This is a genomic window from Thiomonas sp. UBA7699, from assembly GCF_002482605.1.
In the GTDB taxonomy this organism is placed as follows: Bacteria; Pseudomonadota; Gammaproteobacteria; order Burkholderiales; family Burkholderiaceae_C; genus Thiomonas; species Thiomonas arsenitoxydans.
In genome coordinates, this window is record NZ_DLGH01000016.1 from 54,888 (window position 1) to 70,962 (window position 16,075).

Here is a 16,075-nt window from a genome sequence, read left to right on the forward strand (position 1 = left end):
TGCATCGTTCGGGAGTTCAGGCATGGCGTTCACACAACAAAATTCTTCTGCGCCGCAGCACGGCCATGGCGTTCCTCACGTCAGGCTGCCGCTTGTTCAGGCCGACGCCGAGAAGACTGGGCCGCCCGGTATGGCCGATCAGGCCGCGATGCGGGCGCTGCGTTGGCTGCGCCTCGTGTTCGGGGTGTGCTTCGCCATCAACCTCGGGCTGCACTTGCACCCGCAATATGCCGCACAGTTCGCGCGTCAGGCCGCTGATGCGGCCGCTCAGCCGCACTGGCTTGCCGTGTGGGATGGTGCGGTTTGGCGCGTTTTGTCTGCTTCCGGGGTGAGCAAGGGCCTGGCGCTGCTGTTTGGTGTCGAGGCCCTGCTCACCGTTGGGCTGTTGACGGGCTGGGGATTTCCGGCAATGGGATGGCGGGGGCTGGCCTACGAACTGCTGGTGTGGAGCGCGCTCGGCGGCGGCGCTGGCACGGTGGCTCTGGTCTATGCGCTGGGTTTTGCGCTATTGCTGTTGCTGCGGGCATGGCAGGGTTCGGCGTGGTCTGACGCGGCGCTGTGCAGGCCCGGTCTGTCGCAGGTGCGCTGGGCCTTCTGGCTGGTCGGACTGCTTTGGATTGCGATCGTCTGGACGGCCTGGCAGCCGGGCCTCGGGCTGCGCCTGTCGGACGCTTTGATTCAGGCGCAGGCCCACGCGCCAAACGGGCAGGCGGAGTGGATTGCGGCCTGGGCCGGTCTCGCACAAGCGCTCGGCATGGGTGCGTTCGCCGTGCTGATCGCGCTGGTCGACACCTTGATCGCTGCGGGTTTGCTGCTGGCGCCGTGGCTGCCGCGCCGGTCGCGCTGCTGGCTGCTGTGGAGCGGGCTGATTTTCAGCCTGCTGGCCTGGAGCCTGAGCGGGGCGCTGGGTATTTTTCCCCGCAGTCAGGCAGACACGCTCGGTGCCGCGGCGATAGGGGCGTGGCTTTTCGGGCTTCTTTTGGCGGCGCACCCTTGGCTCGACGCGGCGCCTACTGGGGTTGCGACTGCGCCGCCTGAAATGCGCCGGGATGGCGATGCGGCCTGATCAGAACGAGGACGAATCCGGGCGGCTGTGGCCGCATTTCCAGCATTGAGCGAATTGCGGACCGTGACGTTCGCCGCAGTCGGGGCAGGTCCACGGCGCGCCGCGCAGGGGGGTGCGCAATTCCTGCAGCAACTGTTTGGCGCGCGCCAGATCGCCGTCGTCGAGCACCCAGACCGCTGGGTTGCATTGATCGGGCGGAATCTCGCCCGCGATGCTGGTGAGGTAGCGCGAGAACACTTCGGCGCGCAGGCCTGCGGCGTTGAGCGCATCGGCCCAAAGCGTGGCGATGACCAGATTGGGCGCGATGTCCACCCGCTTCATCGCGGTGCAGCCGAGGTGAGTTCAGCATAGAGCGTGCGGTAGAGCGCCAGCCGCGACGCAGAGATGGCTTGCGGGTCGGTGGTGAACACGCAGCCCGGTTCGTCGCGATGGGTGCAGTTCTGAAACCGGCACTGCCCGTTGCGCGCGCGGATTTCTGGAAAGCCGTGCTGCAGCTGCGACACCGAGAGATGATGCAGACCGAAGGATTGAAAGCCCGGCGAATCCATCAGCACGCTTCCCGGCGGAAAGCCGGGTAGGTCGTATAGCCGTGTCGCGGTCGTGGTGTGCTTGCCGGCTGACAATGCCTCGGAAATTTCCCGCGTAGGCGCCTGCGCCTGCGGCGCCAGCAGATTCGTCAGGCTGGACTTGCCCACGCCGGAGGCGCCCAGCAGCAGCGTGGTCTGGCCGCTGAGCAAGGGGGTCAGCGCAGCCAGCGCGGCTTGCGGCTCGGTGCGCACCGAGAGTTCGAGCACTTCATAGCCCAAATCGCGATACAGCCGCATTTCGGCCCGCGCGGCGTCGGCTTGCGGCAGGTCGCATTTGTTCAGCAGCAGGGTTGCGGGAATGTCGGCCGCGTCTGCCGCGATGAGCGCGCGGCCGATCAGGCCGTGCTGGATGCCGGGATAGGTGGCGGTGACCAGCATCACGCGGTCGAGGTTGGCGGCAAACATCTTGCTGCGCCAGAGATCTTCGCGCCACAGCGCATTACGGCGCGCATGCACCTGTTCGATGGCCAGCGGCGCATCACCCGGTGCGAGGGTGACACGGTCGCCGCAGACCACCTCGGCGCGCTTGCCGCGGGGCACGCAGGCGAGCACCGTGCCATCGTCAAGCTGCGCCAGATAGTGCCGCCCAAATGCGCCGACGATGCGTGCGGTCAAACCCTTGGCGGTGGACGGTGCGGGTTTTGTGCTGCGCTTGCCCTTGGGGCGTTGGGGGTTGTGGCGCTCCAGGTCGTCCATGCCAGCCGCTTAGCGCGTGGCGCCCTGGGCATAGACCGCGTCTGCCTTGGCCGCGCAGACGAAGTCGTTGCGGGTGATGCCGCCGGCCGAATGGGTGTTGAACGCCACACTGCAGCGGTTGTATTGCACCAGCAAGTCGGGGTGATGGTCTTCGCGGTGAACCATCCAAGCCAGTGCGTTGACGAAGGCCAAGTTCTGGTAATAGTTGCCGAAGACGTAAGTCTTGCGGATGCTGCCGTCTTCAAACCGCCAGCCGTCCAGCAGTTGCAGGTAGGGCGTCATGGCCGCGGTGTCCAGGCGCTGGCTGGCGTCTAGCGGCATGCAGTGACTGTCGAGCAAATCCTGGAGTGTCATGGCTGTTCAGGCTGTCGCCGGAGTGTGGGCCGAAGAAGGCGCGATGGATGAGGGCAATGCGCCCAGCCGTTCCAGTCGCTGCAGGGCTGGCGGGTGGCTGTAATAAAAGCGCACATAAACGGGGTCGGGCGTTAGCGTGCTGGCATTGTCGCGGTAGAGGGTGACGAGGGCTTCGCCTAGCGCGCGGGCGTCGCTGTGCTGGGCCGCGTAGGCGTCGGCCTCGAATTCATGTTTGCGCGAAGTGGCCGCACCCAGTGGGCTGAAAAACACCGCAAACACCGGCAGCGCCAGACTGAACAGAATGAGCGCGAGTGCATGGTTGGGGGCGAACAGATTGGGCATGACGCCCAGGCCGACGTAGAACCACACTTGGTTCGACAGCCAGCCCAGCAGCGCAAAGCCCGCCAGACTGACCCCGAACATCACCACCATGCGCTTGAGAATGTGGCGCCGCTTGTAGTGCCCGACCTCGTGCGCCAGCACGCCTTCGATCTGCACCGGGCTGAGCTGGCCGAGCAGGGTGTCGAACAGCACCACGCGCCGCGCCGCGCCCATGCCGGTGAAGTAGGCGTTGGCGTGCGCGCTGCGGCGCGAACCGTCCATGACGAACAGGCCGGACAGCGCAAAGTCACAACGCTGCATGAGCGCCTGCGCGCGGGTTTTCACCTCGCCGTCGGGCAGCGGCTGAAACTTGTTGAACAACGGGGCGATCACTAGCGGATACGCCACCATCATCAGCAGGCTGAAAGCCGTAAGCCCCGCCCAGGCCCACAGCCACCACCAACCCCCGGCCACCTGCATGATCCAGAGCACCAGCAGGGCCAGCGGCAGCATGAGTACCGCGCCGACCAGCGCGTTTTTGAGCAGATCGACCACGAACATGCGCGGGGTGAGCCGGTTGAAACCGAAGCGCGATTCCAGCCCGAAAGTACGCGCCACTTCCCAGGGCAGATCGAGCAGCGAACCGATCACGGCGAAGGCCACCAGCAGCGCAAGCTGGCCTCCCAAAGCGGTGCCGAAAGTGGCGCTCACCCAGCCGTTGAGCAATTGCAGCCCGCCTTCGAGTGTCCACACCAGCACGATCATGGCGGAAAACAGTGTCGTCCACAGACCAAAGCGCAGTTTCGCCACGGTGTAGTCAGCGGCTTTCTGGTGGGCTTCGAGCGAAATGCTGGCGCGGAATGGCGCGGGGACGGCATCACGGTGCGCGAGCACATGGCGCTGCTGCCGCTGGGCCAGCCAGAGCTTCAGCGCCGTGCCGCCTATCAGCGCGGCGGCGAACAGCGCGCTCCAGGCGAGGGCAAGATGTTGCGGGCTCATGCGAAAATCCTTGTCAGTCTTCGGTTCAGTCAGATTATCCCACCCGGCCTGTCCTCGCGACCCGCCGCCGCCATTCCCCTACTTGAATGCATTTCATGTCCGATTCCGCCACGTCCGCCGCTTCCATCCTCGCCTGTCACGACGATAACCTCATCTGGGTCGACATGGAGATGACGGGGCTGAATCCCGACACCGATCGCATCATCGAAGTGGCCGTGGTCGTCACCGACCCGCAGCTCACCGTGCGTGTGGAAGGGCCGGTGCTGGCCATCCATCAAAGCGACGCGGTGCTGTCCGGCATGGACGCCTGGAACCAGAACACCCACGGCAAATCCGGCCTCACCGACCGGGTGCGCGCCAGCACCGTGGACGAAGCGCAGGCCAGCAAGGCGATCATCGCCTTCCTCAAAAAATACGTGCCCGCTGGCAAGTCGCCGATGTGCGGCAACACCATTTGCCAGGATCGCCGTTTCATGGCCCGGGGCATGCCCGAGCTGGAGACCTATTTCCACTACCGCAACCTCGACGTGAGCACCCTCAAGGAACTGGCGCGGCGCTGGCGCCCCGAGCTGGTGAGCGCCTTCAAAAAGCAGCAGGCCCACACCGCGCTGGCCGACATTCAGGAATCCATCGACGAGTTGCGCCACTACCGCGAGCACTTCCTGCGCGTGCCGGTGGCGGGTATCGATCCGGAAGTGGCGGGGTGAATCAAGCCGCTTGCTTTTGCAGTAGCCGCACGTGCATCGGGCGGGTGAAGTGCGCGCCGTCGGCGCCGCAATGCGGATCAAACGCAGCTTTCACGGACTGGCGCAGGCCTTCGGTGATCTGATGATCGGCGAAGCTGGGGTAGAGCATGCGCTGCTCGAAAGACTCCCAGTTGGGGAAGTGCGCGGGCATGTCGAAGCGGCGCTCGGCGGTCTGCTGCCATTGCCCGGTTGACAGGGCCCGGTCGAGCGCGGCCTGCGCTGCGGCGCGCACCGGGCCTTCGTCGTTGTAGAGCTTGACGATGTCGTTGAGCGCGCCTTCATAAACCGGCTCCGAGGCGTAGAGCCAGCCGCCCGGACGCAGCACGCGCCAGGTTTCCGCCAGTGCGGTCTGCATGGCGCCCTGCGGAATGTGGTGCAGCGACTTGAGCATGAGCGCCAAATCGAAGCCGCCGTCCGCGGCCGGTATGGCCGTGGCGCTGTCTCGCACGAAGCGCAGCCGCGGTGCAAGCATTTCGGGCAGACGCGCCAGATTCTTGGCGTGCTGCACCGCATCGACTTCCAGCGCCAGCGCTTCGCAGGCCGGGCAGCGCTGCAGCAGCTCGGTGAGCAGCCGGGCACTACCGCAACCCAGTTCGATGACCTTCAGGCCGTTACCCAGCGGGACCAGTTCGGTCAGGACGTCGAGTTCGTTGTGGATCATGGGGTGGCCTTGTGGGTGAGCAAGGCCGCGATTTTAGAGACGGAGCGCGGCGCTTTCAGCCCGGGAGATCGTCCTCGTAAAACTCCAGTTCGCCTCGCACCCCTGCCGCACGGTCGGTTTCGATTTTGCGCAACTCAACCCGGCGGATCTTGCCTGAGATGGTCTTGGGCAGGTCGAAGAACTCGATGCGGCGGATCCGCTTGTAGGGCGCGGCGCGTTCGCGCACGAACAGCAGAATGTCCCGGGCCAGTTCGGCGCTGGGCGTAAAGCCGACGCGGCATGACACGAAGGCCTTGGGGATGGTCAGGCGCAGCGCATCAGGGCAGGGCACCACGGCGGCCTCGGCCACGGCGGGGTGTTCGATCAGCAGGCTTTCCAGCTCGAACGGGCTGATGCGGTAGTCGGAGGACTTGAACACGTCGTCGGTGCGGCCGACGAAGGTGTAATAGCCGTCGGCGTCGCGTTGCGCCACGTCGCCGGTGTGGTAGAGGCCGTCGTGCAGCACCTGCGCGGTTTTCTCAGCATCGCCCGCATATTCGACCAGCAGACCGGTGGGGCGCGGCTCGGTCTCGACGCAGACTTCGCCTTCTTCCGCTGAGTTGCCGTCCACATCGACCAGGCGGATGCGGTAGCCCGGCATGGGGCGGCCCATGGCGCCGGGTTTGAGCGGCTGGCCGGGGCTGTTGCCGATGAGCGCACAGGTTTCCGTCTGGCCGTAGCCGTCGCGGATGGTGATGCCCCAGGCGGCGCGCACCCGCTCGATCACTTCCGGGTTGAGCGGCTCACCAGCGCCCACCAGTTCGCGCAGTTTGACCGGATAGTGCTTCAGGTCTTCCTGAATGAGCATGCGCCACACCGTGGGCGGCGCGCACAGGGTGGTGACGCCGCAGCGCGACAGGGTTTGCAGCGTGGCCGCGGCGTTGAAGCGGCTTTGGTTGAAGGCGAAGATCGCCGCGCCGGCGTTCCAGGGGGCGAAAAAACTGCTCCACGCGTGCTTGGCCCAACCGGGGGAACTGATGTTCCAGTGCACATCGCCGGGCTGCAGGCCGATCCAATACATCGTGGCCAGCGTACCCACGGGGTAGCTTTGATGGGTGTGCAGCACCAGCTTGGGCTTGGAGGTGGTGCCGGAGGTGAAGTAGAGCAGCAGCGGATCGGTGGCGCGGGTGTCGGCCTCGGGCGCGAAGTCGGCGGCCGCTGTTTTCGCCCCGGCAAGCGCTGTCCACCCGAAGGGCGCGCTGCCTGCGGTGAAACGGCCTTGTACCTGCGTCCAGACGGTTTGCGGCAGGTCGTGGAATTTGGCGGTGTCGGCCGGCAGGCAGATCACATGCCGCACGCCGCCGCGGACGATGCGGTCTTGGAGGTCGGTGGGGGTGAGCAGGGTGGTGGCGGGAATCATCACCGCGCCGAGTTTGATGCAGGCGAGCATGGCGTCCCACAGCTCGATGCAGTTGGGCAGCATGAGCAGCACGCGGTCGCCGCACGCCACGCCGCCCGCGCGCAGGAAGTTGGCCATGCGCGCCGAGCGCTGCGCCATGTCGGCAAAGCTGTAGCGCGCCTCGCTGCCGTCTTCTTCCACGATCCACAGCGCAATCGCGTTGTTGCCCTGGGCCATGGGATCGAAGTAGTCGAGCGCCCAGTTGAAGCGGTCGAGCGCGGGCCAGCGGAATTCGGCGTAGGCGCGGGCGTAATCGGTGCGATGGCGCTGCAGCAAGTCGCGCGCCTGCACGAAACCGGCATGGGCGCCGGGGTGGCTGATCTGCATCGAAGTCTCCTGATGTTGTTGTGCGCCCACTTTAGCCCGCACCGCTGAGGCGGGCCAGCGGGAAAGCACAGAGGTCGACAGTCAGGTCGATGTCAGTTATCCCCCTCGGGGGCGGCTTGCGCAGCAAGCCAGGGGGCCTTGCAGCTCAGTCCGGCATGGGCTCCAGGCTGCGGGTGCAGGGGATCTGGGTGAATTCCAGCCAAGGCTGACCCGCGGGCGGCAGCTTTAATGCGCTGAGCGCGCCGCCCCACAGGCAGCCGCTGTCCAGGCATAGCGCGTTGTGTTCCCAGCGCAGCCCGAGGGTGGACCAATGGCCGAAGGCGATGGGAGTCTGCGCGGTCTCGCGCTGCGGCAGGGCGAACCAGGGCAGGAGTTCGGAGGAGGCGCCGTTGGCGCTGGCCTGCTTGTTGTGAAAATCCAGCCGTCCCCGATTCGGGCCGCTGGCCTGCAGAAAACGGGCGCGGGTGAGGGTGTTGACCACGATGCGCAGACGGTCGAACCCCGCCAGACTCTCGCTCCATTCGTCGGGCTGGTTGCCGAACATCACACGCAGGAAATCGACGTAATCGGGCGCGCGCAGGCGGCGTTCCACCTCGGCGGCGAGTTGCAGGGTTTTGTCGGCCGACCATTGCGGCAGCACCCCGGCGTGCACCAGCAGCCAGCCACGCTCCATCAGCGCCAGCGGGCGGCGGCGCACCCAGTCGATCAGCTCAGTGCGCCGTGGTGATTGCAGGATGTCGTCGAGCGTGTCGCTGCGGTGTGCCTTGCGCACGCCATGCGCCACGGCCAGCAGATGCAGGTCGTGATTGCCCAGCAGACATTGCGCGCTGTCGCCCAGCGCCATCAGCCGCTCCATGCTGGCGAGCGACTGCGGGCCGCGATTGACCAGATCGCCCAGCACGATGAGCCGGTCGTGCGCCGGGTCGAACTGCAGCGCGTCGAGCAGGGCGTCAAAGGCGTCGGCGCAGCCTTGCACATCGCCGATCAGGTACGTTGCCAAAGCCTCTCCCTAAAATGCGTGGTTTACCAAACGCATCATCGTAATGACGCAAGTGGACGCTTGCGCGCTCTTCTCGACAATCCATCCCACCGGAGCCCCGCATGGCGCAGCTCGATCCCACGATTTTCAAGGCCTACGACATTCGCGGCATCGTTGGCAAAACGCTGACCGAAGACGCCTGCCGCGCGATCGGCCAAGCCTTCGCCACGCTGGCCCGCCGCAATGGCGAGACGGCGGTGAATATCAGCCGCGACGGGCGTCTGTCCGGCCCGGCGCTGGCGCAGGCGCTCAGCGACGGCTTGCGCGCCGGGGGCGTGGACGTGATTGATCTGGGCATGAACGCCACGCCCATGCTGTACTACGCCTGCGCCACCACGCCGGTGGTCAGCGGCATTCAGATCACTGGCAGCCACAATCCGCCCGAGTACAACGGCCTGAAAATGGTGCTCGGCGGCAATGCCCTGTTCGGCGAGCAGATTCAGGAATTGCTGGCGCTGACCCGCAGCGAAGCCTTCGCACAAGGACAGGGCAGCGCGCGGCAGGCCTCCATCGTCGAGGACTATCTGGGCCGCATCGAAGGCGACATCAAACTGGCGCGGCCGATGAAAGTGGTGGTCGATTGCGGCAACGGCGTGTCCGGCGCTTTTGCGCCGCGCTTGCTGCGCAGCCTGGGCTGCGAAGTGGTGGAGTTGTTCTGCGAAGTCGATGGCACCTTTCCCAACCATCATCCCGATCCCGCCGATCCGCACAACCTCGAAGATCTCATCCGCACCGTGCGCGAAACCGGCGCCGAGCTCGGTCTGGCTTTCGATGGCGACGGCGACCGTCTCGGCGTGGTCACGCCCAGCGGGGCCGTCATCTGGCCCGATCGCCAGCTCATGCTCTACGCCGCCGATGTGCTGGAGTGCCATCCCGGCGCGCCCATTCTGTTCGACGTGAAATGCACCGCGCAGCTGCCCGCCTGGGTGCGGCGTCACGGCGGCGAGCCGGTGATGGGACGCACCGGGCATTCGCTGGTCAAGGCCAAGATGAAAGAAATCGACGCGCCGCTGGCTGGCGAGATGAGCGGCCACATCTTTTTCAAGGATCGCTGGTACGGCTTCGACGACGCGCAGTATGGCGCGGCGCGGCTGCTGGAAATTCTTTCTCGGGCCGAGAATGCGGGGGGCGTGCTCGAAGCCTTGCCCGATTCCGTCTCCACCCCGGAGCTGAAGCTGGAGACCGCAGAGGGCGCCAACTTCACGCTGTGCGAGCGTTTGCAGCGCGAAGGCCGCTTTCCCGGCGCTTTGAATATTTCCACCATCGACGGCGTGCGTGCCGACTACGCCGATGGCTTCGGCCTGGCGCGGCCCTCCAACACCACGCCCTGCGTGGTGCTGCGATTCGAGGGCGCCGATGCAGCGGCGCTGGCGCGGGTGCAGGCCGAGTTTCGCGCCGCGTTGCTGGCGCTCGATGCTTCGTTGAAACTGCCATTTTGACCACGGTATTGAATCCGTCCACACCGCCCTTGCGCGTGCTGATCGTCAAGACCAGCTCGATGGGCGACGTGGTGCACGCGCTGCCGGTGGTGCACGACATCCTCGCCGCGCATCCGGGGGCGAGAATCGACTGGCTGGTCGAGGAGGCCTACGCCGACATCGTGCGCGCCCATCCCGGGGTCAGGCGAGTGATACCGCTGGCGCTGCGGCGCTGGCGCAAGCAGTTCTGGCGTGTAGAAACCCGGCAGGAATGGCGGGAGTGGAAGGCTGGTTTGCGCGCCGAGACCTATGACGCCGTGATCGATTTGCAAGGGCTGGTGAAAAGCGCCCTCATTGCCCGGCTGGCGCGCGGGCCGCTCTATGGCCTGTCGTGGGGCAACGCACGCGAGGCGCTCGCGCCCTTGTTCTACGGCCATCGTCAGAAGACCGACTTGCATCGCACTGAAGCTGCCGTGCCGCGCTACCGGGCGCTGGTCGCCTGGGCCTTGCGCTATGCCCCGCAGGGCAAGCCGCAATATGGTCTGAGCCTGCAGGCCGAGCGCCCCGCATGGCTGGCTGGCGATGCACCCTATGCCTTGCTGCTGAGCGCCACCGCCAAAGACCGCAAGCTGTGGGAGGAAGCGCGCTGGGTCGCTCTTGGTCAAGCGCTTGCAGCGCAAGGTCGGATCGGGGTGTTCGCCTGGGGCAATGCAGCCGAGCGTGCCCGCGCTGAGCGTCTGGCCGAGGCGGTGAATGCCGCAGCGTCGGACGTCACGATGACACGCGCTTGCGTTGCCCCCGCTGCCTTCGGCCTGGCCGAATGGATGCGGGTATTGCGTGCGGCCAGCGTGGTGGTTGGGGTCGATACCGGTCTGCTCTATCTCGCTGCCGCAGTGGGCACGCCCGCGGTGGTCCTCTACACCGGCTCGTCGCCGCACAGTGTGGATTTCGAGTCGGCGGGGCCCTGGCGCAGTCTGGGTGGCACCGGCCAGCAGCCTGCTGTGGCCGAGGTGCTGAATGCCACGCGGGACGTGCTGGCAGCGGCTGCGAATCGCCGCTCCCCGGCATGAAACTGACCTTGCGGGTTTATGGCCTACTCTGGCGGCTGGTTTTGCCCTTTGCCTTGCTGCGGCTATGGTGGCGCGGCCGCGCCGAGCCGCTGTATCGGCGGCATTGGGCAGAGCGGCTGGGGTGGTTCAGCAGCAAGTCGGCTTCTGCGACGACTACGGGGCCGCGGGTCTGGGTGCATGCGGTGTCTCTGGGCGAAACCCGCGCCGCTGCGCCGTTGATCGAGGCGCTGCGCGAGAAGTTGCCGCAGATGCGGCTTTTGCTGACGCATATGACCGCCACTGGCCGCGCCGCCGGGGTGGAGCTGCTGCAGCCCGGCGATGTGCAGGTCTGGCTGCCGTATGACTTGCCGGGGCCGATGCGGCGTTTTCTGCGCCGGTTTCAGCCGTGTGCGGCGGTGCTGATGGAAACCGAGGTGTGGCCGAATCTGGCCGAGCAATGTCGCGCAGCCGGGGTGCCGGTGCTGCTGGCCAATGCGCGGCTGAGCGCGCGCAGTGCGAGCCGCTGGCAACGCTGGCCGTCTTTGGCGCGCGTGGCCTGGGGCGGCTTGTTCGCTGCGGCGCAAACACCTGAAGATGCACGGCGCATTCAGGCGCTGGGAGCGGCGCAGGCGACGAGTCTGGGTAATCTGAAGTTCGACATGCGACCCGACCCCGCGCTGCTGCAACTCGGTGAGCAGTGGAAGGCGGCTGCTGCGCGCCCGGTGTTGCTGCTGGCGTCCACCCGCGAGCAGGGTGGGCAGAGCGAGGAGGCGTTGCTGCTGGCCACGCTGCCTTTGGCGCTGGCGCAGCGGGCACTACTGGTTTGGGTGCCGCGCCATCCGCAGCGCTTCGATGCGGTCGCGCAACTTCTCGCGGGTCAAGGCCACGCCATGCAGCGCCGCAGCATGGGGGGGCCGACGGCCGAGACTGCCGTATGGTTGGGCGACTCCCTGGGCGAGATGGCGGCTTACTACGCCATGGCCGATGCGGCGTTCATCGGCGGCAGCCTGCTGCCTTTAGGCGGGCAGAACCTGATCGAAGCCTGCGCTTGCGGCTGCCCCGTGGTGCTGGGGCCGTCGCAGTTCAACTTCGCTGCAGCGGCTCAGGCAGCGATCGACGGCGGGGCCGCAGTGCAGGCGGCGGATGCGGCGCAGGTGTGGGCGGCTTTTGCGCGTTGGCTCGACGACCCGCCTTTGCGGCAACAGGCGAGCCAGAGCGCCCGCGCCTTCGCCACGGCGCATCAGGGCGCGGCGCAGCGTCAGGCGGATTGGATTGTGGAGAACGCGGGGAAGGCACTTTCGCAGCGCCCGCAAGCGGATCAGTAAATTGGCACCGAGGGGTCGATTTCGCGCGACCAGGCGGTCATGCCGCCGTTGAGGTTGTACAACTCGCCGAAGCCGTTTTGCTCCAGAAAGCGGGCGATCATCATGCTGCGGTTGCCGCTGCGGCAGATGACGACCAGCGGCTTGCTCTGATCGAGCTCGTTTTGCCGCAGGGGTACGATGCTCATGGGGATGTGAGTGACGGGGCAGTGCGGATGCTTGATCGCCGCCATTTGAAATTCCCAGGGCTCGCGCACGTCGAGGAATTGCCAGTCGGTGATGGGGGCGGTGGCGGCTTCGATCTTGTCGGCCAGTTCGCGCACGCTGAGTTGCTTGATCATCAGGGAGTCCTTGTTTTGTCAGAGGGTGTGAATGAGTCCGGCGTGACAGAGCAGCGCACCCAGAGGGTTCCAATCAAGGCACAAAGCACAGCCGTGCCCGTCGGCACGGCGCGCATTTGCAACACCGAGTGGGACGCTTTGGGCGCGATGAGCGGGCATGGCGGAGTCATTCACACCCTCTCTGTTCAGAATTGGAAGCGCGAGGGCTCGGGGAAATGCTCCAGCCGCGTGGCCACGGTATCGAACAGATCGCGGGTGCGGAAGTCGGTGGCGGTGGCGCGGGTGACGATCTGCGCGCGCATCACGGGTTCGTCGCCGACGATGGCCGCCAGCCGCCCGCCCGGTTTGAGGCGTTGCAGCAGGTCTTGCGGAATTTGCGCGACCGAGCCGGAGAGCACGATCACATCGAATTCGGCGCTTTTGGCGTAGTGCGCGCCATCGGCCTGCTCGACGGTGACGTTGTTCATGCCGGCGCGCTGCAGGTTGGCGCGCGCCATGGTCACCAGTTCTTCATGAATTTCCAGGGTCTGCACCGCAGCGGCGCGGTGACCGAGCAGGGCGGCCATGAAGCCGCTGCCCGCGCCGATTTCGAGCACCCATTCATCCTTGCGCACCGCGAGTTCTTGCAGGATGCGCGCCTCTACCTTGGGGGCGAGCATGTTCTGGCCGCAGGGCAGGGGAATTTCGGTGTCCATGAAGGCCAGACCGCGATAGGCCGCGGGCACGAAGTCTTCGCGGCGCACGCTGCCCAGCAGTTCGAGGATGCCGGCGTCCAGCACATTCCAGGGACGGATCTGCTGCTCGATCATGTTGAAACGGGCTTGCTCGATGCTCATGGGTTCTCCGCAACGCAGGGTGAAAGTCCCACAGTTTAATTTGTGATGCAAAACCGGCGGGCGGTGCGGTGTCTGCCGAAGAGCAAATTTCGCGCCGGTTGCCGCATTGTTCCGCGCTAAGACTGCCATATTCAAATCCAATTAGAAAGTTATCGTAATTAGCATAAATTATCGACAAGACGTTCAGCATGGAGAAGGTCATGTCGTATGCCTCCACATTCGATCAGCGCACCGCTCAGGCCGCGCATATCGCCCTGAGCGGCGACCCAAAAGGCGTGCAGGGGCTGCGGCGAATCTTGCCTTTTATTGGCCCGGCGGTGGTGGCCTCGGTGGCGTATGTCGATCCGGGCAACTTCGCCACCAACATTCAGGCGGGTGCGCAGCATGGCTACACCCTGCTGTGGGTGGTGCTGTGGGCCAATCTGACGGCGATACTGGTGCAGGGGCTGTCGGCCAAGCTGGGCATCGCCACCGGACGCAATTTGCCCGAACTCATCCGCGAGCGTTTCCCGCGCAAGCTGGTGTGGTTTTACTGGGTGCAAGCCGAGATCGTGGCGATGATGACCGATCTGGCGGAGTTTCTCGGCGCGGCGCTGGCGCTGCATTTGCTGTTCGGCCTGCCCATGGGGGCGTCGGTGCTGGCGGCGTTTGTCATCGTCATGAGCATTCTGACGCTGGAGCGCAAGGGCTTTCGTCCGCTAGAACTGGTGGTGGCCGCGCTGGTGGGAGTGATTGCGCTGGGCTACGGCCTGCAACTGGCGCTGAGCCATCCGGCCTTGCTGCCCATCCTCCAAGGCACGCTAAGGCCGAGTTTCGGCGGCAGCTCCGATGCGGTGTATCTGGCTGTGGGCATTCTGGGGGCGACCGTCATGCCGCACGTCATCTATCTGCATTCCAGCCTGACGCAGCGGCGCATTCAGGTGCCGGTCCAGCGGCGGGCGCTGCTGATGCGCTTCGCCTGGAAGGACGTGATGCTGGCGATGGGGCTGGCCGGTCTGATCAATATGGCCATGCTGGCGGTGGCTGCTGCCACCTTTCATCAGCAGGGCCTCGCGGCGAATGATCTGAGCGAGGCCTATCGCACCCTCACGCCCATTCTCGGCGTAGGCGCGGCCACGGTGTTCGCCTTGGCGCTGCTGGCCAGCGGCATTTCGAGCAGTGTGGTGGGTACGATGGCGGGGCAGGTGGTGATGCAGGGGCTGGTGGGTTTCACCGTGCCGCTGTGGGTGCGCCGTCTGGTCACCAGCTTGCCGGCTGTCGGGGTGGTGATGTTGGGCATCGACCCGACGCGCACGCTGGTGTTTTCGCAGGTGGTGCTGTCGTTCGGCATTCCCTTCGCACTCGTGCCCTTGCTGCTGTTCACCTCCAACCGGGGCTTGATGGGCGAATTGGTCAATCGGCCGACGGTGCGCTGGGTTGGCTGGGCGGTGACGGCGCTGATCATCGCACTGAATGCGCTATTGCTGTGCAAGCTGATTTGATGGTTGGCGAAGAACGAAAGAAGTGTGAGCAGGAGTAAATGCGATTGAATTACAAATAAAAGTGAATAGCATTTGCTGCATAAGCCTACGCGCCAGCGTGGGCAGATGAGAGGCAAATGCCATGACCGCAAGTTCCACCCTGCCACAGCCCGGCCCGCGGGCGCTGTCCCGACTGGCCATTTTTCTGGCCGTGCTCGGCCCGGGGCTGGTGGTCATGCTGGCCGATACCGATGTCGGCAGCGTGATTACCGCGGCGCAAAGCGGGGCGCAATGGGGCTACCAGTTGCTCAGCTTGCAGCTGGTGCTCATCCCCATTCTGTATGTGGTGCAAGAGCTCACCGTGCGGCTGGGCATTTTCACCGGCAAGGGGCATGGCGAGCTGATTCGCGAAACCTTCGGTGCGCGCTGGGCCTGGGTATCGGTGGCGGGCCTGGCGGTGGCTTCGGTCGGGGCCATCATCACCGAATTTTCGGGGGTGGCCGGGGTCGGGGCGCTGTTCGGCGTGCCGCGCGGCTGGAGCCTCGGTCTGGCGGCGTTCTTTCTGCTGGCGGTGGTGTGGACGGGGTCTTACCGCCGGGTGGAGCGCATTGCTATCGCGCTCGGGTTGTTCGAACTGGTGTTCGTCTGGGTGGCGTTTCGCGCCCCCATCGATGGCGCACAGGTGTTGCAGGGGCTGGGCCATGTGCCGGTGCAGCATCCGGCGTACTGGTATTTGGTGGCGGCCAATATTGGCGCGGTCATCATGCCGTGGATGGTGTTCTATCAACAGTCCGCCGTGGCCGACAAAGGGCTCAAGCCGGAGCAATACACCGCCGCCCGCTGGGACACGGCGGTGGGCGCTGCGCTCACCCAGCTCATCATGGCGGCGGTGCTGATGGTGACCGCTGCGGTGCTTTGGAGCGGGCACAGCACCGCGCCGCTCAACACCGTGGGGCAAATAGCGCAGGCGCTCACCCCGACGCTGGGCGAGACGCTGGGGCGCACCGTCTTTGGCCTGGGCATTCTGGGCGCAGCCATGGTGGCTGCCATCGTGGTGGCGCTGGCGGCGGCCTGGGGGTTTGGCGAAGTCACCGGCTACAAGCACTCGCTGGAACTGCATCCGGCACAGGCGCCGTGGTTCTACACCGTGTTCAGCGCGGGGGTGATTGGCGGGGCGCTAGTGGTGGCCTTCGTGCCCGATCTGGTCGCCCTGTCCATCGGGGTGGAAGTGATGAACGCCTTGATGCTGCCGCTGGTGCTGGGGTTTCTGGTGGCGCTGGCCACCAAGGCGTTGCCCCCGGAACATCGCCTGCGCGGCGCGTACTTCTGGGTGGTCGTCGCCGTGGTGGTGCTGACCGCTGGTTTAGGGGTGTACGGGGGGCTGAGCAGCCTGGTGTGAGCCCTTTTGACGCAAA

At 65.7% G+C, this 16,075-nt stretch carries 16 protein-coding genes; 7 read left to right on the forward strand and 9 right to left on the reverse strand.

Translation table 11 applies throughout. The features are described 5' to 3' along the window. The first annotated feature begins 22 nt into the window (after nt 1-22). Nucleotides 23-1,066 (forward strand): hypothetical protein, encoded by a 1,044-nt coding sequence (locus B3H47_RS06510; protein ID WP_286986528.1) that lies wholly within the window; start codon nt 23-25, stop codon nt 1,064-1,066. Here B3H47_RS06510 and B3H47_RS06515 read toward each other — a convergent pair whose 3' ends face one another. The 4 genes from B3H47_RS06515 to B3H47_RS06530 are packed head-to-tail and all read right to left on the reverse strand — an operon-like array spanning nt 1,067 to nt 4,023. Beyond that, nucleotides 1,067-1,387 carry a putative signal transducing protein gene (locus tag B3H47_RS06515; RefSeq protein ID WP_286986529.1) on the reverse strand — a complete coding sequence of 107 codons (321 nt, stop codon included), beginning with the start codon at nt 1,385-1,387 and terminating at the stop codon, nt 1,067-1,069. Then, nucleotides 1,384-2,349: a ribosome small subunit-dependent GTPase A gene (gene rsgA, locus B3H47_RS06520; RefSeq protein WP_276706154.1), complete on the reverse strand. Its 966-nt coding sequence runs from the start codon at nt 2,347-2,349 to the stop codon at nt 1,384-1,386. Before rsgA ends, B3H47_RS06515 begins: the two co-directional genes overlap by 4 nt. Nucleotides 2,350-2,358: 9 nt before the next feature. Next, on the reverse strand, nt 2,359-2,703 hold the full coding sequence (locus tag B3H47_RS06525; RefSeq protein ID WP_276706157.1) for a 4a-hydroxytetrahydrobiopterin dehydratase: 345 nt from the start codon (nt 2,701-2,703) through the stop codon (nt 2,359-2,361). A gap of 6 nt (nt 2,704-2,709) precedes the next feature. Further along, on the reverse strand, nt 2,710-4,023 hold the full coding sequence (locus tag B3H47_RS06530; RefSeq protein ID WP_276706159.1) for a M48 family metallopeptidase: 1,314 nt from the start codon (nt 4,021-4,023) through the stop codon (nt 2,710-2,712). 95 nt (nt 4,024-4,118) lie between these two features. On the opposite strand from B3H47_RS06530, the gene orn reads away from it, so the two are divergent. Further along, on the forward strand, nt 4,119-4,730 hold the full coding sequence (gene orn / locus B3H47_RS06535; protein WP_276706160.1) for an oligoribonuclease: 612 nt from the start codon (nt 4,119-4,121) through the stop codon (nt 4,728-4,730). Nucleotide 4,731: 1 nt separating this feature from the next. On the opposite strand, the gene B3H47_RS06540 is transcribed toward orn, so the two are convergent. From B3H47_RS06540 to B3H47_RS06550, 3 genes are all read right to left on the reverse strand, one after another. Beyond that, entirely contained in the window at nt 4,732-5,430 is a 699-nt protein-coding gene (locus B3H47_RS06540; RefSeq protein ID WP_276706161.1) for a class I SAM-dependent methyltransferase, read from the reverse strand. Nucleotides 5,431-5,485: 55 nt separating this feature from the next. Further along, on the reverse strand, nt 5,486-7,195 hold the full coding sequence (locus tag B3H47_RS06545) for an AMP-binding protein (RefSeq protein ID WP_286986530.1): 1,710 nt from the start codon (nt 7,193-7,195) through the stop codon (nt 5,486-5,488). Between the two features lie 145 nt (nt 7,196-7,340). Then, nucleotides 7,341-8,195, reverse strand: coding sequence for a symmetrical bis(5'-nucleosyl)-tetraphosphatase (locus tag B3H47_RS06550; protein ID WP_156053136.1), 855 nt, complete (start codon nt 8,193-8,195; stop codon nt 7,341-7,343). Between the two features lie 101 nt (nt 8,196-8,296). Here B3H47_RS06550 and B3H47_RS06555 point away from each other — a divergent pair, with 101 nt between their 5' ends. Genes B3H47_RS06555 through B3H47_RS06565 form a run of 3 tightly spaced genes read left to right on the forward strand, consistent with a single transcriptional unit; the run spans nt 8,297 to nt 12,026 of the window. Next, complete coding sequence (locus B3H47_RS06555; protein ID WP_286986533.1) at nt 8,297-9,673, forward strand: phosphomannomutase/phosphoglucomutase; 1,377 nt, start codon at nt 8,297-8,299, stop codon at nt 9,671-9,673. Beyond that, on the forward strand, nt 9,670-10,722 hold the full coding sequence (waaC, locus tag B3H47_RS06560) for a lipopolysaccharide heptosyltransferase I (RefSeq protein WP_286986534.1): 1,053 nt from the start codon (nt 9,670-9,672) through the stop codon (nt 10,720-10,722). The genes B3H47_RS06555 and waaC overlap by 4 nt, the downstream gene beginning before the upstream one ends. After that, nucleotides 10,719-12,026 (forward strand): 3-deoxy-D-manno-octulosonic acid transferase, encoded by a 1,308-nt coding sequence (locus B3H47_RS06565; RefSeq protein WP_286986535.1) that lies wholly within the window; start codon nt 10,719-10,721, stop codon nt 12,024-12,026. The genes waaC and B3H47_RS06565 overlap by 4 nt, the downstream gene beginning before the upstream one ends. On the opposite strand, the gene B3H47_RS06570 is transcribed toward B3H47_RS06565, so the two are convergent. After that, the gene (locus B3H47_RS06570; RefSeq protein ID WP_013105241.1) at nt 12,020-12,364 is read right to left on the reverse strand and encodes a rhodanese-like domain-containing protein; all 345 of its coding nucleotides are present in this window, start codon (nt 12,362-12,364) and stop codon (nt 12,020-12,022) included. The two genes, B3H47_RS06565 and B3H47_RS06570, sit on opposite strands and share 7 nt — an antisense overlap. A 185-nt stretch (nt 12,365-12,549) precedes the next feature. Continuing rightward, the gene (locus B3H47_RS06575) at nt 12,550-13,200 is read right to left on the reverse strand and encodes a protein-L-isoaspartate O-methyltransferase family protein (RefSeq protein ID WP_013105242.1); all 651 of its coding nucleotides are present in this window, start codon (nt 13,198-13,200) and stop codon (nt 12,550-12,552) included. A gap of 200 nt (nt 13,201-13,400) precedes the next feature. Here B3H47_RS06575 and B3H47_RS06580 point away from each other — a divergent pair, with 200 nt between their 5' ends. Both B3H47_RS06580 and B3H47_RS06585 read left to right on the forward strand, forming a co-directional pair. Beyond that, nucleotides 13,401-14,681: an Nramp family divalent metal transporter gene (locus tag B3H47_RS06580; RefSeq protein WP_286986537.1), complete on the forward strand. Its 1,281-nt coding sequence runs from the start codon at nt 13,401-13,403 to the stop codon at nt 14,679-14,681. Between the two features lie 121 nt (nt 14,682-14,802). Beyond that, a complete protein-coding gene (locus tag B3H47_RS06585; RefSeq protein WP_286986538.1) occupies nt 14,803-16,059 on the forward strand; it encodes an NRAMP family divalent metal transporter in 1,257 nt (418 codons plus the stop codon). Nucleotides 16,060-16,075 lie beyond the last annotated feature (16 nt).